The 22,807-nt window shown below is 69.9% G+C and carries 24 protein-coding genes and 2 pseudogenes; 13 read left to right on the top strand and 13 right to left on the bottom strand.

What is annotated here, in order from left to right:
• Window positions 1-7 precede the first annotated feature (7 nt).
• Window positions 8-307, bottom strand: a complete 300-nt coding sequence (locus MAA44156_RS02255) for a PE family protein (RefSeq protein ID WP_009974354.1) — start codon at window positions 305-307, stop codon at window positions 8-10.
• A gap of 316 nt (window positions 308-623) precedes the next feature.
• Here MAA44156_RS02255 and MAA44156_RS02250 point away from each other — a divergent pair, with 316 nt between their 5' ends.
• Window positions 624-1,373 (top strand): SIMPL domain-containing protein, encoded by a 750-nt coding sequence (locus MAA44156_RS02250; RefSeq protein ID WP_009974353.1) that lies wholly within the window; start codon window positions 624-626, stop codon window positions 1,371-1,373.
• A gap of 7 nt (window positions 1,374-1,380) precedes the next feature.
• On the opposite strand, the gene hpt is transcribed toward MAA44156_RS02250, so the two are convergent.
• The 4 genes and pseudogenes from hpt to MAA44156_RS23410 all read right to left on the bottom strand — a co-directional run.
• On the bottom strand, window positions 1,381-2,037 hold the full coding sequence (gene hpt / locus MAA44156_RS02245) for a hypoxanthine phosphoribosyltransferase (RefSeq protein WP_085988233.1): 657 nt from the start codon (window positions 2,035-2,037) through the stop codon (window positions 1,381-1,383).
• A 5-nt stretch (window positions 2,038-2,042) separates the two neighbouring features.
• Window positions 2,043-3,005 (bottom strand): tRNA lysidine(34) synthetase TilS, encoded by a 963-nt coding sequence (gene tilS / locus MAA44156_RS02240; protein ID WP_009974349.1) that lies wholly within the window; start codon window positions 3,003-3,005, stop codon window positions 2,043-2,045.
• Window positions 2,984-3,643 (bottom strand): annotated as a pseudogene (locus MAA44156_RS23415) (zinc-dependent metalloprotease); the annotation flags it as partial. The gene tilS and the pseudogene MAA44156_RS23415, both read right to left, overlap by 22 nt.
• A pseudogene (locus MAA44156_RS23410) lies at window positions 3,638-4,813 on the bottom strand (sensor histidine kinase); the annotation flags it as partial. The pseudogenes MAA44156_RS23415 and MAA44156_RS23410, both read right to left, overlap by 6 nt.
• Window positions 4,814-4,959: 146 nt before the next feature.
• Between MAA44156_RS23410 and MAA44156_RS02230 the strand changes: the two are divergent.
• From MAA44156_RS02230 to MAA44156_RS02215, 4 genes are read left to right on the top strand one after another with little or no spacing between them, the layout of a single operon-like run.
• A complete protein-coding gene (locus MAA44156_RS02230; protein ID WP_009974345.1) occupies window positions 4,960-5,607 on the top strand; it encodes a TetR/AcrR family transcriptional regulator in 648 nt (215 codons plus the stop codon).
• On the top strand, window positions 5,604-6,815 hold the full coding sequence (locus MAA44156_RS02225; protein WP_003876359.1) for an acyl-CoA dehydrogenase family protein: 1,212 nt from the start codon (window positions 5,604-5,606) through the stop codon (window positions 6,813-6,815). Before MAA44156_RS02230 ends, MAA44156_RS02225 begins: the two co-directional genes overlap by 4 nt.
• 56 nt (window positions 6,816-6,871) lie before the next feature.
• A complete protein-coding gene (locus tag MAA44156_RS02220) occupies window positions 6,872-8,089 on the top strand; it encodes a GNAT family N-acetyltransferase (RefSeq protein ID WP_009974344.1) in 1,218 nt (405 codons plus the stop codon).
• A complete protein-coding gene (locus tag MAA44156_RS02215) occupies window positions 8,089-9,042 on the top strand; it encodes an NAD(P)/FAD-dependent oxidoreductase (protein WP_009974343.1) in 954 nt (317 codons plus the stop codon). Before MAA44156_RS02220 ends, MAA44156_RS02215 begins: the two co-directional genes overlap by 1 nt.
• On the opposite strand, the gene MAA44156_RS02210 is transcribed toward MAA44156_RS02215, so the two are convergent.
• The 4 genes from MAA44156_RS02210 to MAA44156_RS02195 form a co-directional block, all read right to left on the bottom strand.
• A complete protein-coding gene (locus MAA44156_RS02210; protein WP_009974342.1) occupies window positions 9,039-9,740 on the bottom strand; it encodes an ABC transporter permease in 702 nt (233 codons plus the stop codon). The genes MAA44156_RS02215 and MAA44156_RS02210 overlap by 4 nt on opposite strands.
• Window positions 9,741-9,802: 62 nt before the next feature.
• Complete coding sequence (locus MAA44156_RS02205; protein WP_011723364.1) at window positions 9,803-10,768, bottom strand: aliphatic sulfonate ABC transporter substrate-binding protein; 966 nt, start codon at window positions 10,766-10,768, stop codon at window positions 9,803-9,805.
• Window positions 10,765-11,535, bottom strand: coding sequence for an ABC transporter ATP-binding protein (locus MAA44156_RS02200; protein ID WP_009974339.1), 771 nt, complete (start codon window positions 11,533-11,535; stop codon window positions 10,765-10,767). Before MAA44156_RS02200 ends, MAA44156_RS02205 begins: the two co-directional genes overlap by 4 nt.
• A gap of 102 nt (window positions 11,536-11,637) precedes the next feature.
• On the bottom strand, window positions 11,638-11,919 hold the full coding sequence (locus MAA44156_RS02195; RefSeq protein ID WP_003876352.1) for a hypothetical protein: 282 nt from the start codon (window positions 11,917-11,919) through the stop codon (window positions 11,638-11,640).
• Between the two features lie 167 nt (window positions 11,920-12,086).
• Between MAA44156_RS02195 and MAA44156_RS02190 the strand changes: the two genes are divergently transcribed.
• The gene (locus tag MAA44156_RS02190; RefSeq protein WP_011723362.1) at window positions 12,087-13,304 is read left to right on the top strand and encodes an MFS transporter; all 1,218 of its coding nucleotides are present in this window, start codon (window positions 12,087-12,089) and stop codon (window positions 13,302-13,304) included.
• Between the two features lie 33 nt (window positions 13,305-13,337).
• Here MAA44156_RS02190 and MAA44156_RS02185 read toward each other — a convergent pair whose 3' ends face one another.
• On the bottom strand, window positions 13,338-14,375 hold the full coding sequence (locus tag MAA44156_RS02185) for an LLM class F420-dependent oxidoreductase (RefSeq protein ID WP_009974337.1): 1,038 nt from the start codon (window positions 14,373-14,375) through the stop codon (window positions 13,338-13,340).
• 11 nt (window positions 14,376-14,386) lie between these two features.
• Window positions 14,387-14,809, bottom strand: coding sequence for a nuclear transport factor 2 family protein (locus tag MAA44156_RS02180; RefSeq protein WP_009974336.1), 423 nt, complete (start codon window positions 14,807-14,809; stop codon window positions 14,387-14,389).
• A 121-nt stretch (window positions 14,810-14,930) separates the two neighbouring features.
• Here MAA44156_RS02180 and MAA44156_RS02175 point away from each other — a divergent pair, with 121 nt between their 5' ends.
• From MAA44156_RS02175 to MAA44156_RS02165, 3 genes are read left to right on the top strand one after another with little or no spacing between them, the layout of a single operon-like run.
• Complete coding sequence (locus tag MAA44156_RS02175) at window positions 14,931-15,545, top strand: PadR family transcriptional regulator (RefSeq protein ID WP_011723359.1); 615 nt, start codon at window positions 14,931-14,933, stop codon at window positions 15,543-15,545.
• 8 nt (window positions 15,546-15,553) lie between these two features.
• Window positions 15,554-16,447 carry an SCO6745 family protein gene (locus tag MAA44156_RS02170; RefSeq protein ID WP_009974334.1) on the top strand — a complete coding sequence of 298 codons (894 nt, stop codon included), beginning with the start codon at window positions 15,554-15,556 and terminating at the stop codon, window positions 16,445-16,447.
• Complete coding sequence (locus MAA44156_RS02165; RefSeq protein ID WP_009974333.1) at window positions 16,444-16,710, top strand: YdeI/OmpD-associated family protein; 267 nt, start codon at window positions 16,444-16,446, stop codon at window positions 16,708-16,710. The genes MAA44156_RS02170 and MAA44156_RS02165 overlap by 4 nt, the downstream gene beginning before the upstream one ends.
• Before the next feature lie 32 nt (window positions 16,711-16,742).
• Here MAA44156_RS02165 and MAA44156_RS02160 read toward each other — a convergent pair whose 3' ends face one another.
• Together MAA44156_RS02160 and MAA44156_RS02155 are read right to left on the bottom strand one after the other, a co-directional pair.
• Window positions 16,743-17,096 carry a VOC family protein gene (locus MAA44156_RS02160; RefSeq protein WP_003876345.1) on the bottom strand — a complete coding sequence of 118 codons (354 nt, stop codon included), beginning with the start codon at window positions 17,094-17,096 and terminating at the stop codon, window positions 16,743-16,745.
• 202 nt (window positions 17,097-17,298) lie between these two features.
• The gene (locus tag MAA44156_RS02155) at window positions 17,299-18,183 is read right to left on the bottom strand and encodes a cyclopropane mycolic acid synthase family methyltransferase (protein ID WP_009974331.1); all 885 of its coding nucleotides are present in this window, start codon (window positions 18,181-18,183) and stop codon (window positions 17,299-17,301) included.
• A 213-nt stretch (window positions 18,184-18,396) separates the two neighbouring features.
• Between MAA44156_RS02155 and MAA44156_RS02150 the strand changes: the two genes are divergently transcribed.
• From MAA44156_RS02150 to MAA44156_RS02135, 4 genes are all read left to right on the top strand, one after another.
• The gene (locus MAA44156_RS02150; RefSeq protein ID WP_009974329.1) at window positions 18,397-18,972 is read left to right on the top strand and encodes a hemerythrin domain-containing protein; all 576 of its coding nucleotides are present in this window, start codon (window positions 18,397-18,399) and stop codon (window positions 18,970-18,972) included.
• A gap of 297 nt (window positions 18,973-19,269) precedes the next feature.
• Window positions 19,270-20,601 carry an MFS transporter gene (locus MAA44156_RS02145; protein ID WP_029248337.1) on the top strand — a complete coding sequence of 444 codons (1,332 nt, stop codon included), beginning with the start codon at window positions 19,270-19,272 and terminating at the stop codon, window positions 20,599-20,601.
• Between the two features lie 57 nt (window positions 20,602-20,658).
• A complete protein-coding gene (gene phoU, locus MAA44156_RS02140) occupies window positions 20,659-21,294 on the top strand; it encodes a phosphate signaling complex protein PhoU (protein ID WP_009974326.1) in 636 nt (211 codons plus the stop codon).
• Between the two features lie 120 nt (window positions 21,295-21,414).
• A complete protein-coding gene (locus MAA44156_RS02135) occupies window positions 21,415-22,770 on the top strand; it encodes a WS/DGAT/MGAT family O-acyltransferase (protein ID WP_009974325.1) in 1,356 nt (451 codons plus the stop codon).
• Window positions 22,771-22,807: the final 37 nt, after the last annotated feature.

Raw genomic sequence — 22,807 nt, 5'->3', positions numbered from 1 at the left:
TGCTTCCTCAGCCGACCGCGGCGGTGTTGGCGATCTCGGCGGCGGCATACGAACCGGCGCTGATGCCAAGGGTTGTCGCGAACTGGTCGCGCAGCTGCGCGGCCTGCGCACTGACCTCCTGGAAGGCCAGCCCGTGCCGGGAGAACCGCGCCGCCGTCACCAGCGACACCACATCGGCGGCGGCCGGAGCCACCGCCGTCGTCGGCGCTGCGACGGCCGAATTGCTCTGCAGCACCGCGGCATTGATGCCGTGCAGCTCCCGGGCCGCCGCATCCAATATTTCCGGGCGCACCACCAGAAATGACATATCCCCTCCTCAAAACCCGTTCAGCCGAACACTTTTCGGCTACCGGCTGGACACGTTAGGTCAGTCGCGTCCAGTGAGAACAGCCCCTATAGACCCAATTCATGGCCGATTCGGCAACTGTTCACTTAGCTGGACCGCGCTGCTGCGACTTTCGGATTTGTCATGAATAGCCCTGTATTCCAATATGTTTGGAGTCATATATGTCCTTTTATGAGTCGCGCACGCCACCCCAACCCGGTTTGCCGGCGGCGGCGGCACCACGCGGGGGTGACGTCCAAGCAAACCGGACGACGCCGCGGCGGCTAAGGTGCCAGACATGCCGGTCGCAACGAACGCCCCGAAGTGTGTCCGCTCAGCGATCGCGGCGGCCGCCGCCGGGCTGGCCGTCGTCGCGATCTCGGCGTGCGACAAGCACGGTCCGCCGCCGTCCGGCGCCGCGCCCCGGCAGGTGACGGTGGTGGGTTCCGGCCAGGTCCAGGGCGTTCCGGACACCCTGACCGCCGACGTCGGCATCGAGTTCACCGCGCCCGATGTCACCACCGCGATGAACGAGACCAACGAGCGTCAGCAGGCCGTCATCAACGCGCTGGTCGGCGCGGGCATCGACCACAAGGACATCAGCACCACCGAGGTCGCGCTGACACCCCAGTACAGCAACCCCGAGGCCGGCGGCAGCGCCGCGATCACCGGCTATCGCGCCAGCAACGCCGTCGCCGTCAAGATCCACCCGCCCGACGCCGCGTCACGACTGCTGGCGCTCATCGTCGGCACCGGCGGCGACGCCACCCGGATCCGGTCGGTCAGCTACTCCATCGCCGACGATTCGCAGCTGGTCAAGGACGCCCGCACCCGCGCGTTCAACGACGCCAAAAGCCGCGCCGAGCAGTACGCCCAGCTGTCCGGTCTGCACCTGGGCAAGGTGCTGTCCATTTCGGAGGCGACGGGCAACGCCCCGCCACCCGGCGGCCCGCCACCGTCGCCGCGCGCGATGCCGATGGCGGTGCCGCTGGAACCGGGCCAGCAGACGGTGAAGTTCACCGTCACCGCGTCCTGGGAGCTGGACTGAGCGGGAGCTACTGCTGGTAGACCCTGGGGTCCAGGGTGCCGATGTAGGACAGGTCGCGGTAGCGCTCGTCGTAGTCGAGGCCGTATCCCACCACGAAGTCGTTGGGGATGTCGAAACCCACGTAGGCGATGTCGACGTGGGCGCCCCTGGCGTCGGGCTTGCGCAACAGCGTGCACACCCGCAGCGACCGCGGATGACGGGTGCTCAGGTTGCGCAGCAGCCAGGACAGCGTCAGCCCCGAGTCCACGACGTCCTCGACGATCAGCACGTCGCGGCCCTGGATGTCACGGTCCAGGTCCTTGAGGATGCGCACCACGCCCGACGACGACGTCGACGACCCGTAGGAGCTGACGGCCATGAATTCGAACTGGGTGGGCAGCGGAATCGCCCGGGCCAGGTCGGTGACAAAGATCACAGCGCCCTTGAGCACGGTGATCAGCAGCAGGTCCTGTCCGGTCTCGGCCGCGGCGTCGCGGTAGTTGTCCCCGATTTCGCGGCCGAGTTCGGCGATGCGGGCCTGAATTTGCTCCGCCGTCAGCAGGACAGACTTGATATCCCCGGGGTACAGCTCCGCGGGCTGGGCGGGGGTGATCGCCGAGGAGATCTGGGCCACGCCCACAGCGTGCCACGCCGGCGGGCGAATAACCAACGGCGGCTCCGGCATTGCGGTTAACGGACCGGCTCGCGCCACAGCGTCAACACGCCGTCGCGGCGCCCCGCGAACAGCCGCTCGCCGGGCTGCGACGACCCGACCGCCACCCCGCCCTGACGGCGCCAGGCGGTGACCAGGTTGTCCACCCCGCGAATCTGCTTGTCGGTCAATCCCGTTGCACCGCCGGCCAGCAGCCAGGCCCGGATCACCCGGCGCCGCACGGGCGCGTCCAGCCCGGCCAGCGCCGCCACCTGCAGCCCCGCCCCGGCCCGAGCGGCGGGCAGCGCCCGCTCGGCCAGCGCGTCGAGCAACTCGTTGTCCTCGCGCAGCGCCGTCGCGGTGCGGGCCAGCGCCTCGGCCACGCCGCCGCCGAGCACCTCTTCCAGCAGCGGCAGCACCTCGGCGCGCAGCCGGGCGCGGGTGAACCGGCGGTCGCTGTTGTGCGGGTCCTGCCACGCCGTCAGGCCCAACTCCGCGCATGCCGCGTGCGTCACCGCGCGCCGCTGCCCGAGCAGCGGCCGGCACCATGGCGGATCGTGGGGACGCATGCCCGCGATCGAGCGCACCCCCGACCCGCGGCCGAGCCCCAACAGCACCGTCTCGGCCTGATCGTCGAGGGTGTGACCCAACAGCACCGGCCCGTCGCGGTGCGCGGCCAGCGCCGCGTAGCGGGCCCGCCGCGCCGCCGCCTCCGGGCCGCCCTCGCCGTCGACGTGAACCGAAATGACTTGCGCCGCAACACAACCCAACGCAATGGCCTGGGCCCGGGCCGTTTGCGCGACGGCGGCCGAGTCCGGTTGCAGACCGTGGTCGACGATCACCGCGGTGGTGGGCCGCAGCCGGGCCGCCACGGCGGTGAGCGCCAGCGAATCCGGGCCGCCGGACAGCGCCACGCACCAGCGTTCGACCGCACCGAGGTGGGCCGTGCTGAACGCCTCGACCGCGGTGCGCAGCCGGTCTAGAGCACCCGGTCGATCCATCGCTGGGGCTCTTCGATTTCGACGGGCAGCGGCAGCGTTTCGGGCCCCGTCCAAATGGCGTTGAACCGCGCCATACCGACCCGGCCCACCACCTGGTCGACGAACGCCTTGCCCCGGGTGTACTGGCTGAGCTTGGCGTCGAGCCCCAGCAGGGCGCGCAGCAACCGCTGCAGCGGCGGCTGCTTGCGGTGCCGGCGCTCGTCGAAGCGGCGGCGGATGGTGGCCACCGACGGCACCGCCATCGGGCCGACGGCGTCCATCACGTGGTCGGCGTGGCCCTCCAGCAGGGTGCCCAGCACCAGCAGCTGGTCCAGGGCCTGGCGCTGGGGCTCGGACTGCACGGCCCGCACCAGCCCGAGGATCCCGGTCGAGTTCGCGTCGGCCTGTGACGCCGGATTGCCGCGGTTGCGCGCGTAGTCGGCGAGCCGGCTCAGCACCTGCCCCAGGTCGTCGCCGGTGTCGCGGGTCAGCAGGGCCAGCGCCTGCGACATGTAGCCGGGCAACCAGGGGTTGGCGGTGAACTGGACGCGGTGGGTGACCTCGTGCAGGCAGACCCACAGCCGGAAATCCGACGGCTCGATCCGCAGCTGCCGCTCGACGGCGATGACGTTGGGGTAGACCAGCAGCAGGCAACCGCGGGCGAAACGTTCGAACACGGTGGCGCGCTCGGACTCCGGAATCCCGCTGCCGTCGTCGTCGATGGCGATCTCCACGCCCTCGCCGGAGCTGCTGACGGTGAGCTGGATCTTGCCGGCGTTGCCGTGCTTGACGGCGTTGGCGATGGCGTTGTCGATCACCAGCCGCAGCCCAGTGGGCAGCCCGATCATCAGCACCGTCGGCGAGGGCACCAGCGACACCTCCACGTCGGGGTAGACGCGCAGCGCGTCGTGGGCGGCGCGGTCCAGCAGCTCGGTGATGTCGAACGGGACGAAATCGTCGACGGTGGTCAGCTCGCCCTGGGCCAGCCGCTCCAGCGCGGTCAGCGTGGCCTCGATGCGGCTCTGGGTGCGGATGACGTCGCCGATCACCTCCTGGCGCTGCTCGTGCGGCAGGTCCAGGGTGGACAGCACCTCCAGGTTGGTGCGCATGGCGGTCAGCGGCGTGCGCAGCTCGTGGGAGGCGACGGCCGCGAAGTCGCGGGCCGACTCGAGCGCGGCCTTGGTGCGCTGCTGTTCCTTGCCGATGCGGGCCAGCATGCCCTCGACCGCCTCGGCGATCTCGACGGCCTCGCGCACCCCGCGCACCTGGACCTCGTCCGGGCTGGACTGGGCGTTGATGGCGCGCGCCTGCTGGGCCAGCAGCAGGAACGGATTGACCATGATCAACGAGATCACCCAGCCCACCACCACGGTGCCGCCGATCACGCTGGCGCAGATCAACAACACCCGCAGGTGCAGTTCGTTGATCCGGTGCTGGGCTTCGGCCAGCGGCGCGGCGAGCGCGATCGAGGCGGGGCCCGCGGTGAAGGTGCGGACCCGGTACTGCACCCCGTTGATCGTGGTGTTGGCGTAACCGTCGGGAAGTTGCGGCAACACGATGTTGCTCGGCACCGACACGGTCACGCCGCCGATGCGCGCGGTGCGCACCAGGTTGCCGTCCGGGGTAGCGCGGTCCGGGCTGTTGTGCTGCGGGTTGGTGAGCAGGCTGCTGATGTCGCCCAGGCTGCTGACCGAATCGAGCCGGCGGTCCAGCTGGTTGTACTGGTCGTTGGTGACGCCCACCCACACCCAGGTGCCCAGCAGGACGACCAGGGTCATCACCGAGATCGCGGCCACGATGACGATGGTGCGCAGCGACAGCACCCGCATCGGCAGCTGTATGCGCGGTAAGACGCGAATGTCAGGCTCCTTCAGTTCGGCAAGAATCTAACGCTAACCGCATCGCCTTCTCCCCCTCGCGCGCCGAGCGCGGGCACCATTTTGCCCCGTTGATGGTGAGTGAGTACTCTCTCACCATGCTCAGCTCGGGACGGGACCGGCTGCTGTCCGCGGCGCTGCGGCTGTTCGCCGCGAAGGGATACGCGGCGACGTCGGTGGCCGACATCCAGCGCGAGTCGGGCCTGGCGCCGGGGTCCGGGGCGCTCTACAAACACTTCGGCTCCAAGCGCGAGCTGCTCGAGGCCGCGGTCGCGCACCGGATCGAGAGCATCGTGACCGCGCGAGAGCAGTACGACGCGGGGCAGCCGGGCAGCGTCGAGCAGGCGGTGCGCACCGCCGGGCAGCTGATCTGGAACAACCTCAAACAAAGCGAGGATCTGCTCAAGGTCATGTTGCGCGAGCCCGACGAGCTCGGCGATCTCGACGAGAAGACCTGGCAGGTGATCACCGACAACGCCTACCAACGCTTCGCCGACGAATTGGCCGCATCCAATCGTGCCGGGCGGACCAGCATCCCCGATCCCGAAGCGGCCGCCGCCGTGGCGATCGGGTCGCTGTCCTATGCCGCCACCCTGCAAGCGCTCACCGGCCGGCTGCCCGGCAACACCGACGAGGACCGCTACTTCGAGGCCTGGGTCAACCAAACGGTCAGCGTCCTCGCACAGTACACGAACCGGCGAAAACCTTTGAACGACAACGACAATGATTCAGGAGCACAGACGTGACGTTTTCCCTGCAGCTGTCCGATGACGTGATCGAGGTGCGCGACTGGGTGCACCAGTTCGCGGCCGACGTCGTCCGCCCCGCCGCCGCGGAATGGGACGAGCGTGAGGAGACCCCCTGGCCGGTGATCCAGGAGGCCGCCAAGGTGGGGCTGTACTCGCCCGACCTGTTCGCCCAGCAGGCGGCCGAGCCGACCGGCCTGGGCATGTTGACGGTGTTCGAAGAGCTGTTCTGGGGGGACGCCGGAATCGCGCTGTCCATCATGGGCACCGGGCTGGCCGCGGCGGCGCTGGCCGGCAACGGCACGCCCGAACAGCTGGGCCGCTGGTTGCCCGAGATGTTCGGCACCGCCGACGAACCCAAGCTGGGCGCGTTCTGTTCGTCGGAACCCGATGCGGGCTCCGACGTCGGCGCCATCCGCACCCGCGCCCGCTACGACGAAGCCACCGGCGAGTGGGTGCTCAACGGCACCAAGACCTGGGCCACCAACGGCGGGATCGCCAACGTGCACATCGTGGTGGCGTCGGTCTATCCGGAGCTGGGCGCCCGCGGGCAGGCCACCTTCGTCGTCCCGGCCGGGGTGAAGGGGCTGGCGCAGGGGCAGAAGTTCAAAAAGCACGGGATCCGCGCGTCGCACACGGCCGAGGTGGTGCTCGACGACGTCCGGCTGCCGGCAGACCACATCCTGGGCGGCCGGGAGAAGTTCGAGGAGCGGATCGCCCGGGTCAAGTCCGGCGCCTCGGCCCGCGGGCAGGCCGCGCTGAAGACCTTCGAGCGCACCCGGCCCACGGTCGGCGCGATGGCCGTCGGGGTGGCGCGGGCCGCCTACGAGTATGCGCTCGAATACGCTTGCCAGCGCGAGCAATTCGGCCGCAAGATCGGCGAGTTCCAGGCGGTGGCGTTCAAGCTGGCCGACATGAAGTGCCGTATCGACGCCGCCCGGATGCTGGTGTGGCGGGCCGGCTGGATGGCCCGCAACAACCAGGCCTTCGACGCCGCGGAGGGCTCGATGGCCAAGCTGGTGGCCAGCGAAACCGCGGTGTACGTCACCGACGAGGCGATCCAGATCCTGGGCGGCAACGGCTACACCCGCGACTACCCGGTGGAGCGGATGCACCGCGACGCCAAGATCTTCACCATCTTCGAGGGCACCAGCGAGATCCAGCGGCTGGTCATCTCCCGGGCACTGACCGGCCTGCCCATCCGGTGACCGGGTAGCGACCTCCCGCGGGCGGCGCCACCGGCCGCGCGCGACATGATGGCGGCATGGCTATCGAGATCCGGGTTCTCGAGGACGAAGACGACCTGATTGCCGCCGCCAACGTGTTCCGCACCGCCATGGTCGGGTTCGCGCCGCTGGCGGGGCTGGCACCCGGCCAGATCGGCACGCTGCTCGAGCCGGGCCGCACGATCGGGGCCTACGCCGGCGGGCAACTCGTCGGCACCGCCGACGCGGTGACCAGCCGGTTGACGCTGCCCGGCGGGGCGCTGGTGGGTCACGCGGCCGTGACCCACATCGGGGTGCTGCCGTCGTTCACCCGGCAGGGCATCGCCACCGCCCTGGTGCGCCATCAGCTGCGCGACTTCGCGGCACGCAACGAGGTGGTGGCGACGCTGCGGGCCTCGGAGGCGACGATCTACGGTCGTTACGGCTACGGCGTCGCGAGCTCGTCGCAATCGGTGACGGTGCACACCGCGCGAGCGGCGCTGCGCCGCGACGTCGGGCCGGGCGGCCCGGTGCGATTACTGGATACCGCGCAGGCGTGGGAGGTGCTGCCCCGGATCTACGCCGAGCATCGCCCGGCGCGCCCGGGCACCATCGACCGCCCGCGGGTGTGGTGGCAGGGTGTGCGGTTGCGCACCGAATCCGCCCCGGGTCCAACGTATGTCGCGGTGCATGGCGCGCCGGGGTCCGAAACCGGTTTCGTCCGTTACCGCCCGATCGACACCGCGCGGTGGTTCGTCAGCGACGAGCGCACCATCGTGGTCGAGGACTTCTTCGCGCCCACCGCCGAGGCCTACCTCGGGTTGCTGCGGTTCCTGCTCGGCCTGGATCTGGTTGACCGCGTGCAATTTTGGATGCTGCCATTGGACGATCCGCTGCCCTGGCTGCTGGCCGACCGGCGGGCGGTGCGGGTCACCGCGGTACACGACGAGACGTGGCTCCGCGTGGTCGACGCGCGGGCGGCGCTGGCCGCCCGCGGCTACTGCGGCGACGAGACGCTCACCGTCGCGGTCAACGACCCTCTGCTGCAGGACAATTCGGTGTGCCTGCGCATCGCGGGTGGCGGTGTCGCGGTGGCCGACGGGCCGGCCGACGTCGATGTCGACGTCGAGGGGCTGGCCGCCGTGCTGCTCGGCGGCACCACGTGGCGCGACCTCGCCGTGGCCGGGCTGGCCCGGGCCCGCGATCCGGGGGCGCTGGCGGTCGCCGATCGGCTGTTCGCGGTGCCCGAGGCGCCGCACGCCGGGTTCTTCTTCTGATGATCGTGGTCATCGGTGCGGGGGTGTGCGGCCTCGCGGCCGCCCAGGAGCTCTCGCGCCGCGGACACGACGACGTGGTTGTGCTGGAAAAAGGGCAGCCGTTCGGCGAGCAGTCCGCCGGGCTGGCCCGGATCTTCCGGATCGCCCACCGGCGAGAGGCGTTGTGCCGGTTGGCTTTTGCCGCGCGGGCGGGCTGGCAGCGGTGGGAGGCCGAGTTCGGGGTGGGGCGGCTGCTGGGTTCGGAGGGCTTCATCGCCGCCGGCGCCGCAGCGGATGGGGTCGCGCAGGCCATGAAGCGGGCGGGCGCCGCGTTCTCCCGGCTGGATCGGGATGGCATCGCCGAGCGGATCCCGTTCGCCGACGTGCCCTGGGAGACAGGAATTTTCGATCCGCTGGGCGGCAGCCTGCGGATCCGCCGCGCGCTGACCGCGTTGGCACGCCGCGTCGTCATCCGGTGCGGTGAGGTGGTGTCGGTGGCCGACGACGGCCGCACGGTGCTCGCTGACGGCACCGTGCTGCGCGCCGATCGGGTGCTGATCTGCGCGGGGGTGGCGACGCCGAAGCTGTTCGGCCCGCTCGGCGTCGGCTTCGTGCCGCACACCCGGTTCACCTACCGGGGCGCGGATGCGACCGGAGCGGCGTGCCTGTCGGCGCCCGAGGGCTACGGGTTGCCGCTCGGCGGCACCGGGCGGTGGGCGTTCGGGCAGGAGGTCGCCGACCCCGCGACGGTGCGCGCCCTGTTCCCGTCGCTGGTGGCGGTGGACCGGGTGGACTGCGTCAGTGTCCGCGCGCCGTGGCTGGATTCGGGTGGCGACGGCTGGACCGTGGCGCGGCGGGGCCGGGTGCTGGCGTTCGTCGGCGCCAACCTGATGAAGTTCGGTCCGCTGCTCGGCGAACTGCTGGCGCGGGCCGCGCTGTCCGGCGACATACCCGCGGAGCTGCTGCTCGATTAGCCGCGCCGCCGGGCGATCCGGGTCTCGACGGCGCCCAGCGCGGCGTCGCTGAGTTTGCCCAGCCCGGCCAGCAGCACGATCGCCAGCAGCATCACGTCGGTGCGCCCGCTGTTCTGACTGTCGATCAGCAGGAAACCGAGTCCCTTCGAGGAGGCGATCAGCTCGGCCGCCACCACGAACAGCCAGGCATTGGCCAGGCCTAATCGCAACCCGTTCACCAGTTCCGGCGCCGCGGCGGGCAGCAGCACCGCGGTCAACAGCGACACCCCGTGCCGACCGTAGGCTCGCCCCACCTCGACCAGGTGGGCGTCGATGTGGGACAGCGCCGAGGCCGTCGTCGTGTAGACCGGAAAGAACGCGCCGACGGCCACCATCAGAATCTTGGGTGTCTCGTCGATACCGAACCACAAGAGCAGCAACGGAACCCAGGCCAACGAGGGCACGGTGCGAAATGCGGCCACGGTTGGCGCCAGCAGCCTGCGCGCGGCGGCCGACAGCCCGACGAGGGAACCCAGCGCCAGCCCCGCGGCCGCCCCGGACGCATATCCGGCCAGCACCCGCCAGCCGCTGGCCCTCAGGTGCGTCCACAGTTCGCCGTGCCGCGCCAAGTCGCTCAACGCGGCCACCACGTCGCCGGGAGGCGGAAGTTGGCTGGGCGCAAAGAATCCGGTGACGGCGGTGGCGAGCTGCCACGCCACCAGCAGCAGCGCCGGGACGATCAGGCCGATCGAGAGCCCGCCCAGCCGCCGGGAGCGCGGCGTCAGCGGGCTTGCCGAGCGTACTTCGGCTCGATCAGAGTGTTCAGTGCGTTGCGTCCGGCGTCGTCGGATTTGATGTCGCCGTCGGCCACCGCCAGCGGCTCGATCCGGGTCAGCACGGCGCGCAGCCAATCCCCCGGCACCGGGTCGATGTCCAAAGCCGTTCGACCCAGCTCCTCCTGGGCCACGCTCTGGCTCACCTTCGCCTGCGAGGCCAGCAATGCCGCCAGCTCGGCCGGGTGCGTCTTCGCCCACTTGCGGGCCTCCTCATAGGTGTCGACCACCAACTGGACGGAATCCGGGTGGGCGGTGATGAAATCCTCGCGAGCGTTCAGCACACCGCCGGAGTTGAAATCCGGGTTGCGGTAGATGATGCGGGAGCCCTGCTGCTGGATCGTCTCGGCCATGAACGGGTCCAATCCGGACCATGCGTCGACGTCGCCGCGTTCGAGCGCGGTCTTGCCGTCGGCGTGCTGCAGGTTGACGATCTCGATATCGGCGGGCGAAAGCCCCGCTGTGGCAAGCGATTGCAACAGGAAGAAGTACGGGTCGGTGCCCTTGGTGACCGCGACCTTCTTGCCCTTCAGATCGGCCACTGCGTTGATGGGCGAGTTCTTGGCGACCACCAGCGCGGTCCACTCGCCCCGGGCGTAGACGTCGACCGTCTTGATCGGGGTGCCGTTGGCCCGCGCCAGCAGTGCGGGGGAACCGCCGGTGGAGCCGAAGTCCAGGGCCTTGGACCGCAGTCCCTCGTTGGCCTTGTTGCTGCCCTGGGAGAGCACCCAGGTGACGTGGTAGCCCTTCTTCTCCAGCAGCTGCTGGTCGCGGATCACCAGGCTCAGCGGGTTGTAGTACGCGTAGTCGAGGTGCAGGTCCTTGGTAGTCGTGGTGCCGCTGCTCGAACCGCAGCCGGACACCGCGGTGACCGCGGCGACCACCGCCAATGCCGTCAGATGCCTTGGCCTCACGACGTTTTCGCCTCCTGTTCGATGGCGTATCCGCGTCGCGGCACACCGACTTCCTCCAACAACTGTTCGCGCAGCGCGGCGATGCGCGGATCACCGCGGTCGCGCGGCTTGGGGATCGCCACGTCGTGCGTCGCCGCGACGGTCGCCGCGCCGCCCTCCTCGCCGCGCAGGATCAGCACCCGATCGGCCAGCAGCACGGCCTCCTCCACGTCGTGCGTCACCAAAATCGTTGTGGTACCGGCCCGTTGCTGCACCGCGTCGAGCAGGTCTTGCATCCGCAACCGGGTCAGCGCGTCCAGCGCGGCCAGCGGTTCGTCGAGCAACAGGACGCTGGGCTGCCGCGCCAGGGCACGCGCCAGGCCGGCGCGTTGGGCCATGCCGCCGGAGACCTGACGCGGGTAGTGGCCGGCGAATTCGCGCAGGCCGACGACGTCGAGCCAACGCTGCACGGCCGCAGTTCTTTCCGGCCGCTCGGTGCCGCGCGGCAGTCCGAAGGCGACGTTGGCCGCCAACGACCGCCACGGCAGCAGCCGCGGTTCCTGAAACACCACGGCGCAGCGCGGGTCGATCCCGCGAACCGCCTTGCCGTCGATTTCGATCCGGCCCCCGCTGGGCCGGTCCAGCCCGGCAACCAGCCGCAGCAGCGTCGATTTGCCGCTACCGGACGCTCCGAGCAGCGCGACCACCGCACCCGGTTCGATCTCGACGTCGACGTCGCGCAGCACGGTGTGCGTTCCGAACGTCCGATCGACGTGGCGAAGCGTCACACGTGCCGGCGCCGGGTTGGTCGAGACCACCCGGGCAGCCTAGGAACCCGCGGCAGCGCCCACTAGATTTGCGGTGATCGTGATTCGAAGACCGGCCGGCCGTCAGCCGTGCGGCGCCTCGGAGATCTTGGTGTCCGGCTTCCCGACCGTCTGGCAGTACGTCATCGCCGACAGCCGCGTCGCAGAGATCTCGACGTTGCTCGGATCGGTGCCGCTCTTGTCCTTGAGCATCTTGCTGACTTCGTCGTTCTGCTTCTTTTCGTCCTGTGTGGTGAAGTCCTTGCACTTGGTGTCGCCGCCGGTGTTGATGACCTGTGAGGCCGAACACGCGCTGGACAGCAGGACGGAGAGCGCGATCGCGGCTGCCGCAATGTACTTCATCATTTGCCTTCCTCCGGGACGAGTAGTGGTATCTGTACACCGAATTGCCTGATTTCAAACCCCGCGGTGCGGTGCGCACCGACCGAAGCCATGTTTGCACGCCGGCCCCCGGCGGGACGGTCGGCCGGCGCGGGAATAACCGGCCCGGTGACCGTGTGTTACTACCGTCAGTGATGTCGTCGAACGTGCGCGCCGCCCGCAACCGCCCCGGCCGAACGGACCCCCAGCCACCCACCGGTGCACCGCTGTTCGTCGGCGTGCTGGGCCTGCTGCTGGCCACGGGCTGGGTCGCCAATCACTTCGTCGGGCTGATGCCGGCGATCAGCGACCGCGACCACCTCGCCACCACCACGCTCGACGGGATCTTCGGGATCTACGCGCTGGGCCTGCTGCCCGGGCTGCTGGTCGGCGGCCGAACCTCGGACGCGCTCGGGCGCCGGCCGGTGGCGCTGACCGGTTCGGCGGCCGCGCTGGTGGGGACGGTGGCGATGCTGCTGTCCCAGCACAGCCCCGCGTTGTTCGCGGGACGCCTGATCGTCGGGCTCGGTGTGGGCCTGGCCATCAGTGCAGGCACCGCCTGGGCGTCCGATCTGAGAGGTCCCGCCGGCGCCGCGACCGCCGGAGCGGTGCTCACCGCCGGTTTCGCCGTGGGGCCGTTCGCCGGGGGCGTGCTCGCCTGGGCCGGACCCTCGGGCGTCCGGGCGTCGTTCGCGCTCGCCGCCGCGATCCTCGCGCTGGCGGCGTTCGCCGTCGTCGCCGCGCCGCAGCCGTCCCCGGTGACGGCGCCGGCGGATCCTGACGGCGAGGAGACGGCGGATGCTGCGCCGCAGGGTATTTCGCGGGCGTTGAGTTGGGCGATGCCACTGGCGCCGTGGGTGTTCGCCTCGGCCACATTGGGTTTCGTCACCATTCCCGGCCGGCTGCACACCGCGTTGGCCGCTCCGGTGGCCGCCGGCACCGCCACCCTGATCGTCAACGGGGTCAGTGGCGCGGTCCAGGTGCTGGCCCGGGCGCTGCGCTGGGGGCCTCAGGCGGGCACCGCCGGCGCGGTGCTGGCCGCCCTCGGTTACGCGGTGGCCGCCGCGGCGCCGTCCACCCTGACCCCGGCGCTGGGCGTACCGCTGTTCGTGGTCCTGGGGTGCGCGTCCGGATTGTGTCTGCGCGAAGGGCTGATCGATCTGGAGGCCGCCGCGCCGCAACGCCTGCGCGGCGGCCTGACCGGGCTGTTCTACGTGGTCACCTACATCGGCTTCGGGCTGCCGCTGATACTGGCCAGCGTTCGCCCCGGGGTCGCGACGGCGATCCTGTCCGGCATGGCGGTGCTGGCCGTAACGGCGGCGGTCGGCAGAGCGGCCCGGCTGCGACGAGATGACCACCGGCAGAACTGATTTCGTCGAGCCGACGCGCCTGCCCGGTACGCGTCACACCAGTTGGCGCAGGGCCTCGATCAGCTTGACCCGCTCGGCGGGGGTGGACGCCATCGGCGCCACGTTCAAGGTGGTCACCCCGGCCTCCCGGAACGCCGCCACCCGCTCCTTGACGAACTCCCGGCTGCCGATCAGGTTCACGTCGCGCACCAGATCATCCGGCACCACCTTGGCGGCCCCGTCCTTGTCGCCGGCCAGGTAGAGCTCCTGGATCCGGTCGGCTTGCGGGCCGTATCCGTACTTGGTGGCCAGCGCATGGTAGAAGTTCTTGCCCTTGGCGCCCATCCCACCGATGTAGAGGGCCAGGTGCGGCTTGACGAATTCCCTTAGCGGCTCGGTGTTTTCGCCGATGGCCAACACCGGGCCGGCGTAGATCTCCAGCTCACCCAACTCGGCGGCGCGCTTGGCCCGGCCGGCGGCCAGCGACTCGCCCCACACGTCGCGCGCCTTCTCGGGCAGATAGAAGATCGGCTGCCAGCCCTCGGCGATCTCGGCCGCCATCTCGACGTTCTTGGGCCCCAGCGCGGCCACTAGAATCGGAATCCGTTCGCGGACAGGCGAATTGATGAGCTTGAGCGGTTTACCCAGCCCCGTTCCCCGGTCGGCGGGCAGCGGGATCGTGTAGTGCTTGCCCCGGTGCTGCACCGGCTCGCGCCGCCACACCTGGCGGCAGATCTCGATCACTTCGCGGGTACGCCCGATCGGGGCGTCGTAGGGCACGCCGTGGAAGCCCTCGATCACCTGCGGACCCGACGCTCCCAGGCCGAGGGTGAACCGTCCGTCGGAGACGTAGTCCAGGCCGGCCGCGGTCATCGCGGTCAGGGTGGGCGTCCGGGTGTAGAGCTGCAGGATGCCCGACGCGAGCTCGACTCGCTGGGTGCTCGCCGCCAGGTAGCCCAGCGCGCTCACCGCGTCGAACGAGTACGCCTCGGGCACGAAAACGATGTCCAGCCCGGCGTTTTCCAGGTCGGCCACCTCGGCGGCCACGTCCTTGAAACCGCCCGCATAGTTGATGCTCAATCCGATCCGCATGGTCACTACTTCTACGCGGTGCCGAATCGATTGGCCAATTCGACCGCCTCCTGCTGGATGCGCGCGAACTGGGCGCCCATCGCCTCGGACAACGGCGTCGCACCCGACAGCGGCCGCACCATCACCATGAAGTCGTCGATCAGACCGTCGTCGTCGCAGTGCAGGAAGTCGCAGCCGGTGATCCTGATCCCGGGTGCCCCGGCGATGCCGGTCTCGAACACCAGGGCGTGGTCGCGGCCGCCCGGGTCGCCGATCTCGCGGAGGTACCGGAAGTCCTCGAAGATCTGCATGACCCCGCGCAGGATGGCCGCGGTGATCGGCTTGCCGACGTAGGGCTTGAACGCCACCGGGCTGGTGAACACCACAGTGTCGGCCAGCAGCGCCTGGATGGCCTGCTCGTCGCGCTCTTCGACGGCCCGGCGGAACGGATGCATCGGCGACCTCGCATAGTCAACTTGTTGAGTAGGTGGGGTTGACGCTAGGCCGATCGGCCGCATATGTCCAGCGTGCGCTTAGTCACTTTATTGATTATTCATGTGGTTGTATGATCGTCCGGTGTCGCTGCGTGACGCGGTGTTGGCCGCCCTCCTGGAGGGCGAATCGTCGGGATACGACCTGGCCAAGGACTTCGACGCCTCGGTCGCGAACTTCTGGCCGGCCACCCCTCAGCAGCTGTATCGGGAGCTCGACCGGCTGGCCGGGCAGGGGTTGATCCGGGCGCGGGTGGTGCACCAGCAGCGCCGGCCCAACAAGCGCATGTTCTCGCTGACCGCGGCCGGGCGCGCGGCGATCCGGCGGTTCACCGCGACGGCGCCGCGGCCGTCGGTGATCCGCGACGAACTGCTGATCAAGGTCCAGGCCGCCGACGCCGGCGACATGCGGGCGGTCCGCGACGCCATCCGCGAGCGACGGGACTGGGCCACCGCGAAATTGGCGCGCTACCAACGACTGCGGGCCCGCCTGCTGGACGGCCGCAGCGAAGAGGACTACCTGGCCCGCGCCGAACGGATCGGCCCGTACCTCACGCTGATCCGCGGAATCTCCTTCGAGGAAGACAACATTCGCTGGGCCGAGCACGCGCTGGCCGTCATCGCACGACGGCTCCCGACCACCGACGCCGACTCCGACGCCGGGGATTCGCGCTTGGTGGGTCCGGCAACCAATGGTTAACTGCCAGCATGCGACGACAACCGCTGCTGGCCCGACGCTTCTTCGATCGCTACGAGCCGGTGCACGCGGTGACGTACTTCGCGCCGGAGGCGCGGGCCGCGCTGGACGCCCTGGGCTACCGCGGATTCTGGATGGGCTATTTCGCGGCCCGCTCGGCGCCGCTGGGTGCGGTGCCGCGCGAGGTGGTGGCCGCGATCTTCTACAACTTCGCCCCCGAACGGGTGGCCAAGGCGCTGCCGGCGGCCTGGGAGATCGCGGGCCCGCAGGCCGCGCTTCGGGCGCGGCAGGAGTCCGCGGTCGCCGCGCTGCGCCGCTATGGCCTGCGCCCGGATGAAAACGTCGCCGTGGCAGCCGAACTCGCGGCCAAGGCGGCCCGGGGAGCACCGCTGGACGGGCGCCCGCTGTTCGCCGCCAATCTGGCGCTGCCCTGGCCGGAGGATCCGCTGGCCGCGCTGTGGCACGCGACGACGCTGTTGCGTGAGCAGCGCGGTGACGCGCACGTGGCGGTGCTGGCCGCCGCCGGCATCTCCGGTCGCGAGTCCAACGTCCTGCACGCCGCGGCGGGCAACGTGTCGCGCGACTACATCGCCCGCACCCGCGATTACGACGAGGCATCCTGGCGCCGGCACGAACAGCGCCTCGCCGAGCGCGGCCTGCTCGACGGCGACGGCGCGCTGACCGCCGCCGGCCGACAGTGCAAGGACCACATCGAAGCGACCACCGACGCGCTGGCCCTGTCGGCGCTCGACGCGCTGACCGACGACGAGGTGGAGACGCTGTTCGAGGCGCTCACCCCGATCACCCGCGCGGTGATCGCCGGCGGCGACATCCCCGCCGCCACCCCGATGACGTTGCGCCGCGACGAATTACACGACGACAGCGCGCATTTGGTGGCCCGATGAGCGGCCGGCCACTGCCCGGCGGGGTGGTGCACAAGCTACCCGCCGACCTGCGCGAATCGTTGATCGGCAACGCCACCGCGCTCGTCGCGTGGAACGACATCACGCCGCTGGCCCGAAACGAGTTCATCTGCTGGGTCGAGGACGCCAAGCAGCAGGCGACCCGGGAGCGCCGCATCCGCCGCACCGTCGAGGAGTTGGAGGAAGGCAAGCGGCGGCCCTGCTGCTGGCCGGGGTGCAAACACCGCGAGCGCACCGGAAAGTAGTCGCGCGCCGGCACTCTCGCGCGCGAGCGCCGCTACCGGCCCAACGGTTTGTAGAAGACCAGGCCGTTGCCCTTGTTGTCGTAGACCACGGCGCGTCGTTCGTGAGCATCGTCGTAGGGGCCCTTGACGATGCCGCCGCCGCTGGCCTCGACGGCCCTGGCCGCGCCGTCGACGTCGGCGGTCTTGATGCCCACCACCACCTGGCCGGGGATCGGGTGGTCCACCGCGGTCGCCAGCGCCAGGGTGACCGGGCCCGCGTCGAGCGCGGCGAAGTGCGCCCCGTCGCGGAACTTCAGCGGCATACCCAGGGTCTCGCTGTAGAACCGGATCGACTCGTCCAGGTCGTCGGTCGACAAGATGATCATCTTCGCTTCGTGCTCGCTCATGGCGCCTCCCGTGGCCGGATCGGCTATCAGGGTAATGGAAACACCCGTCGCGCATGAAGATTCGGCCAATCGCGGTCAGGCCGCGACCGCGACCACCCGGTCGTTGACCGTGAAATACGCTGCGCAAAGCGGGGATTGGGGTGTTGCCTTGGAGCTACCTACCGGAATGCGCCGGTAAACCGCGCCGGGCGCAGGCCCGACGTCAGCCCTTGGTCAGGGTGAATTGCGCGACGTCGGTGTAGCCCTCACGGAACAGGTCCGCGCAACCCGTCAGGTACTTCATGTAGCGGTCGTAGACCTCTTCGGACTGGATCGCGATGGCCTCGTCGCGGCGCGCCCGCAGCGCGGCGGCCCAGGTGTCCAGGGTGCGGGCGTAGTGCGGGCGCAGCGCCTGCACCCGCTGCACACCGAAGCCGGCCCGCTGCGCGTGCTCGATGACGCCCTTGGCCTGGGGCAGGTCTCCACCCGGGAAGATCTCGTCCATGATGAATTTCATGAAGCGCAGCTTGGTCATGGTGATGGGCAGGCCGCGCTCGGCGAACTCCTCGTCGCTGGGCTTGATGATGGTGTGCAGCATCATCACGCCGTCGTCCGGGAGCGCCGCGTAGGCCATCTTGAAGAAGTCGTCGTAGCGGTCGCGGCCGAAATGCTCGAAGGCACCGATCGACACGATGCGGTCGACCTTCTCGTCGAACTGCTCCCAGCCCTGCAGCAGCACCCGCTTGCTGCGCGGGGACGGATGGTTGTCCAGCCGGCGCTGCACGTGCGCCTGTTGGTTGCGGCTCAGCGTGAGGCCGACGACGTTGACGTCGTAACGCTCCAGCGCGCGCACGATCGTGGTGCCCCAGCCGCAGCCGATGTCGAGCAAGGTCATGCCCGGCTGCAATCCCAGCTTGCCCAGCGACAGGTCGACCTTGGCGATCTGCGCCTCTTCCAGCGTCATGTCGTCCCGCTCGAAATACGCGCAGCTGTAGGTCCGGGTCGGGTCCAGGAACAGCGCGAAGAACTCGTCGGACAGGTCGTAGTGCGCTTGGACGTCGTCGAAATGCGGTTGCAAGTTGACGGCATCGCCGGTGTTCTCGGACAAGGCACAACCTCTGACTTATTCTGATCGGGTTTGACGGGCGCGACCGTGGCTGGTCGCCTCGCGGCTGCCTCAGTGTATCCGCCGCGTCGGCGGCCCCCGGCCGGCAGATCGCTTACCTGGGCGTCAATTGGGTTGATCCTCGGGGCGCGGTGTTAGCCGGGCCGGAAAGCCGGGTAGGCCAGCCCAGATCGACCGGCGGAAGGCAGGACGCGGATGGCCGACATCACCATGCTGATCCTCGCCGACCACGACTGGTTCCGCGAGCAGTTCGCCCGGCTCGACTACCTGCAGGCCCAGGCCGCCGACGACCGGGACGCGCTGCAGCGGGTGTGGCGGCCGCTCGCCGACAAGCTCGACGTGCACGCCTACATCGAGGAGAAGATCTTCTATCCCCAGCTGCTCAAGCGCGGCAGTGCGGACGCCGAGGGCGAGACCCTCGACGCGATCGGCGATCACAACGACATCCGCGACGGGGTGCGTGCGGCGAACGCGGCCCAGCCGGGCACCGAGCAGTGGTGGGCCGCGGTGGGACGCACCCGCGAGGCCAACGACGACCACATGGCCGAGGAGGAACGCGAAGGGCTGTCGGATTTCCGGCGCACCGCCCCGATCGGCCTGCGCGAAGCGCTCGGGCGCCAGTACGCCGAGTTCATGGCCGAGCATCCCACCACCGAGGGCTTGCCGATCATCGATCGCGACCCGGCCGGTTACGTCGAGCAGGTCCAGAACGCCCAGCCGCCCAAACCGGCCGAATTCTCGCTGCGCATCGGCAGCCTCAAGGGCCAATGACCGGCCCGATCGAGCCAAACGTGACGCGAATAACCGGACGCCGCCGCACACCGCGCGCGACACCGTCGCCGCCGAACCGCAGTACCCCGCCCTAGCTGGCCTTTGACGCCCCCGCGGCGCGTGTCGCCCGAGGTGGCCGAGCGGCTGCGACCGGGCCCGGTCGCAGCGCGGTCACCGCTGTTAGCCCACCCCCGCTGGTTCGTGCCCGGAAAGTTTCGGGTAAGCCATCAGTCAATGGGTATTCGCCGCCGCCGGAGGAAATGGGCACGTAAAGAAATCAGGGTCGCCGATCCAGCGATGCGTCAAACCATCATGGGCACCGCGATCGGAAACTTCATGGAGTGGTACGACTTCGGTGTCTACGGGTACATCGCGACCACGCTCGCCGAGGTGTTCTATCCGGGTAAGAGCGTCAGCGGCCTGCACCTGATCGCGACCTTCAGCACGCTGGCCGCGGCGTTCGTCGTCCGTCCGCTCGGCGGGTTCATCTTCGGCCCGCTGGGCGACCGCATCGGCCGCCACCGGGTGCTGGTCGTCACCATCCTGATGATGACGGTCAGCACCACCACCACCGGCCTGCTGCCCACCTACAGCAGCATCGGCATCTGGGCGCCGATCCTGCTCGTCATCGCCCGGATATTCCAGGGTCTGTCCACCGGCGGCGAGTACGTCGGCGCGATGACCTACCTGGTGGAGCAGGCCCCCGACCACAAGCGCGGCATGATGGTCGGCTTCCTGCCGATGGGGAATCTGGTGGGGTTCGTGCTGGCCGGCATGCTGGTCACCGGGCTGCAGACCTGGCTGCCCGACCAGGACATGTTGAGCTACGGCTGGCGAATTCCGCTGCTGCTGGGGCTGCCGTTCGGTCTGGTCGCGCTGTACCTGCGGCTGCGGCTGGAAGAGTCCTCGGCCTACCAGAGCGCCAACGACAGCCCGCACACGCCGGGCGGCCAAGGCCGCCAACAGATCCGGCGCACGGTGGCGCAGCAGTGGCGGCCGATGCTGATCTGCGCGGCGCTGGTGCTGACCTCCCAGGTCGCCGACTTCATGCTCACCGGCTATCTGCCCACCTATCTCCGGCTGTTCGTGCGCGTCGGACACACGGCCGGGCTGGTGATGATCGTGACCACGCTGGCCATCCTGATGGCCACGGTGGTGGCCGTCGCCAGCCTGTCCGACCGCATCGGCGTCAAACCCATCATGTGGACCGGGTGCGCGCTGCTGATCGGGGCCTCGGTGCCGGCGTTCCTGCTGATCCGATTCGGCGGCGTGTATCCGGTGATCTTCATCGGCGTGCTGCTGATCGGGCTGATGGAACTGTGCTTCGACAGCACCGGACCGGCCATGCTGCCGGCGCTGTTTCCCACCAACGTGCGCTACGGGGCGCTGGCCATCTCCTACAACATCTCGATATCGCTGGTCGGCGGCGTCACCCCGCTGATCGCCCAGGCGCTGGTGTCGGCCACCGGCAACGTGATGGTGCCGGCCTACATGCTGATCTTCGGTGGCGCGGTGGGGGCCGTCACGCTGCTGTTCACCCCCGAGGTCGCCGGCAAACCGTTGCCGGGCTCGGGGCCCGCGGTGGAAACCGAACGGGAGGCCCGCGCGCTGGCCAACGACGTCCGCTAGGACGGGCACGTTTATCGCGCACACGTTTATTTGGCGGTGACGGGTTATCCGTCACGGATGAGGTCCGGTTTCCACCGGCGGCTGTGTCTGCTCAACGCGCGGCTCGCCGAGATGTGCGCAATGGCCGCCGACGCGATCGCGCAGGCCACCCACGCGCTGCTGGACGCCGACCTGTTGAGGGCCGAGGGCGTCATCACCCGCCAGCACAGCATCGCCGCCCTGGGCCTGCAGGCCGAGGAGACCGCGTTCGCGTTGTTGGCGTTGCAGGCGCCGGTGGCCACGGATCTGCGCGCGGTGGTCAGCGCGCTGCGGATAGCCGCCGACGCCCAGCGGATGGTCGAGCTGGCGGTGCACGTCGCCGAGATCGCCCGCCGGCGCCACCCCGACAGCGCCGTGCCGGCGGAGGTGCGGCCGATCATCGCGGCCATGGGTGAGGCGGCCGAGGCGCTGGCCGCCGGTGCGCGCGAGGTGCTGCTGTCCCAGGACCCGCGCCGGGCGGCGCAGATCCGCCGCGACGACGACACGATGGACGAGTTGCATCGCCGGCTGTTGTCGGTGCTGATGGACCCGGCGTGGACGCCGGGCGTCGCCGCCGCGGTGGACGCCACGCTGCTGGGCCGCTTCTACGAACGCTTCGCCGACCACGCCGTCGAGATCGCGCGGCGCGTCATCTTCCAGGCCACCGGGCGTTAGACACCGGCACATTCGGGTGTGGCCGACGCGCGCTCGGGCTATTAGGAGGTAGGCCGTCCAGACCGCGGGCGGCGATCACGGCGCCACAGGCGACAGAGGCGACAGGCGGGTGCGACAACCATGGAACCGATTTCACCGACGGATGCGTTGTTCCTCATCGGCGAGTCACGCGAGCATCCGATGCACGTGGGCTCGCTGCAGCTGTTCGAGCCGCCGCCGGACGCCGGCCCGCATTTCGTGCGCGAGAGCTATCAGGCGATGCTCGAGTGCACCGACGTGCAGCCCACCTTCCGCAAGCACCCGGCGTTCTTCGGCGGCGTCACCAACCTGGCCTGGTCGGTCGACAAGGAGGTCGAGCTCGACTACCACCTGCGCCGCTCGGCGCTGCCCGAACCCGGACGGGTGCGCGACCTGCTGGAGCTGGCGTCCCGGCTGCACGGCAGCCTGCTCGACCGGCACCGCCCGCTGTGGGAGGCCCATCTGGTCGAAGGCCTCCAGGACGGCCGGTACGCCGTCTACACCAAGTACCACCACTCCCTGATGGACGGGGTGTCCGCGCTGCGGCTGGTGCAGCGGGCCTTCACCCCCGATCCGGACGACGACGAGGTCCGGGTGCCCTGGAGCCTGGCGCCGCGCCAGCGCGGCCCACGCCGACGCCCGTCGCTGCTCGAGCGGGCCGGCCGCACCGCCGGGTCGGCGCTCGCCCTGGCGCCGTCCACGCTGAAGCTCGCCCGGGCCGCGTTGCTCGAACAGCAACTCACCCTGCCGTTTCAGGCGCCGCGCTCGATGTTCAACGTCCGCATCGGCGGCGCCCGGCGGGTGGCCGCGCAGTCCTGGCCGCTGGAGCGCATCAACGCGGTCAAGGCGGCCACCGGCGCCACGGTCAACGACGTCATCCTCGCGATGTCGTCGGGCGCGCTGCGCGCCTACTTGCTCGACCAGAACGCCCTGCCGGACGCCCCGCTCACCGCGATGGTTCCGGTCAACCTGCGCAAGCCCGACGACGACCGCGGCGGCAACCTGGTCGGCACCTTCCTGTGCAACCTCGCCACCGACCTGGACGACCCCGCCAAGCGGCTGGAGATCATCAGCGCATCGATCCGCGACACCAAGGAGGTGTTCTGGCAGCTGCCGCCGGTGCAGCAGTTGGCGCTGTCCGCCTTCAACATCGGCGGGCTGTTCTTCGGGCTCATCCCCGGCTACCTGTCGACGGCCTCGCCGCCGTTCAACATCGTCATCTCGAACGTGTCGACCGGCCGCTCGGAGCGGTTGTACTGGCGCGGCGCCCGGCTGGACGGCAACTACCCGCTGTCCATCCCGCTGGACGGTCAGGCGGTCAACATCACCGTGACCAACAACGCCGACAACCTCGACTTCGGCCTCGTCGGCTGCCGGCGCAGCGTGCCGCATCTGCAGCGGATGCTCGGCCATCTGGAGGCGTCCTTGAAGGAATTGGAGCTGGCCGCCGGCGTCTGAGAAGCGCTGCGCCGCTTACCCGTTGCGGCCCGGCCGG

Source organism: Mycobacterium avium subsp. avium (genome assembly GCF_009741445.1).
Lineage (GTDB): Bacteria > Actinomycetota > Actinomycetes > Mycobacteriales > Mycobacteriaceae > Mycobacterium > Mycobacterium avium.
The sequence above is the reverse complement of the archived record's forward strand: the minus strand, read 5'-3'. Positions and strand labels throughout refer to the sequence as shown.

What these genes read in the sequence shown, in the direction of transcription:
- MAA44156_RS02195 (WP_003876352.1), bottom strand. Translation starts at nt 11,919, where the DNA reads ATGATGAAGTACATTGCGGCAGCCGCGATCGCGCTCTCCGTCCTGCTG.
- MAA44156_RS02145 (WP_029248337.1), top strand. Translation starts at nt 19,270, where the DNA reads ATGCGTCAAACCATCATGGGCACCGCGATCGGAAACTTCATGGAGTGG.
- MAA44156_RS02215 (WP_009974343.1), top strand. Translation starts at nt 8,089, where the DNA reads ATGATCGTGGTCATCGGTGCGGGGGTGTGCGGCCTCGCGGCCGCCCAG.
- MAA44156_RS02255 (WP_009974354.1), bottom strand. Translation starts at nt 307, where the DNA reads ATGTCATTTCTGGTGGTGCGCCCGGAAATATTGGATGCGGCGGCCCGG.
- MAA44156_RS02165 (WP_009974333.1), top strand. Translation starts at nt 16,444, where the DNA reads ATGAGCGGCCGGCCACTGCCCGGCGGGGTGGTGCACAAGCTACCCGCC.
- MAA44156_RS02150 (WP_009974329.1), top strand. Translation starts at nt 18,397, where the DNA reads ATGGCCGACATCACCATGCTGATCCTCGCCGACCACGACTGGTTCCGC.
- MAA44156_RS02160 (WP_003876345.1), bottom strand. Translation starts at nt 17,096, where the DNA reads ATGAGCGAGCACGAAGCGAAGATGATCATCTTGTCGACCGACGACCTG.
- hpt (WP_085988233.1), bottom strand. Translation starts at nt 2,037, where the DNA reads ATGCCGGAGCCGCCGTTGGTTATTCGCCCGCCGGCGTGGCACGCTGTG.
- MAA44156_RS02135 (WP_009974325.1), top strand. Translation starts at nt 21,415, where the DNA reads ATGGAACCGATTTCACCGACGGATGCGTTGTTCCTCATCGGCGAGTCA.
- MAA44156_RS02220 (WP_009974344.1), top strand. Translation starts at nt 6,872, where the DNA reads ATGGCTATCGAGATCCGGGTTCTCGAGGACGAAGACGACCTGATTGCC.
- MAA44156_RS02250 (WP_009974353.1), top strand. Translation starts at nt 624, where the DNA reads ATGCCGGTCGCAACGAACGCCCCGAAGTGTGTCCGCTCAGCGATCGCG.
- tilS (WP_009974349.1), bottom strand. Translation starts at nt 3,005, where the DNA reads ATGGATCGACCGGGTGCTCTAGACCGGCTGCGCACCGCGGTCGAGGCG.
- phoU (WP_009974326.1), top strand. Translation starts at nt 20,659, where the DNA reads ATGAGGTCCGGTTTCCACCGGCGGCTGTGTCTGCTCAACGCGCGGCTC.
- MAA44156_RS02185 (WP_009974337.1), bottom strand. Translation starts at nt 14,375, where the DNA reads ATGCGGATCGGATTGAGCATCAACTATGCGGGCGGTTTCAAGGACGTG.
- MAA44156_RS02230 (WP_009974345.1), top strand. Translation starts at nt 4,960, where the DNA reads ATGCTCAGCTCGGGACGGGACCGGCTGCTGTCCGCGGCGCTGCGGCTG.
- MAA44156_RS02180 (WP_009974336.1), bottom strand. Translation starts at nt 14,809, where the DNA reads ATGCATCCGTTCCGCCGGGCCGTCGAAGAGCGCGACGAGCAGGCCATC.
- MAA44156_RS02170 (WP_009974334.1), top strand. Translation starts at nt 15,554, where the DNA reads ATGCGACGACAACCGCTGCTGGCCCGACGCTTCTTCGATCGCTACGAG.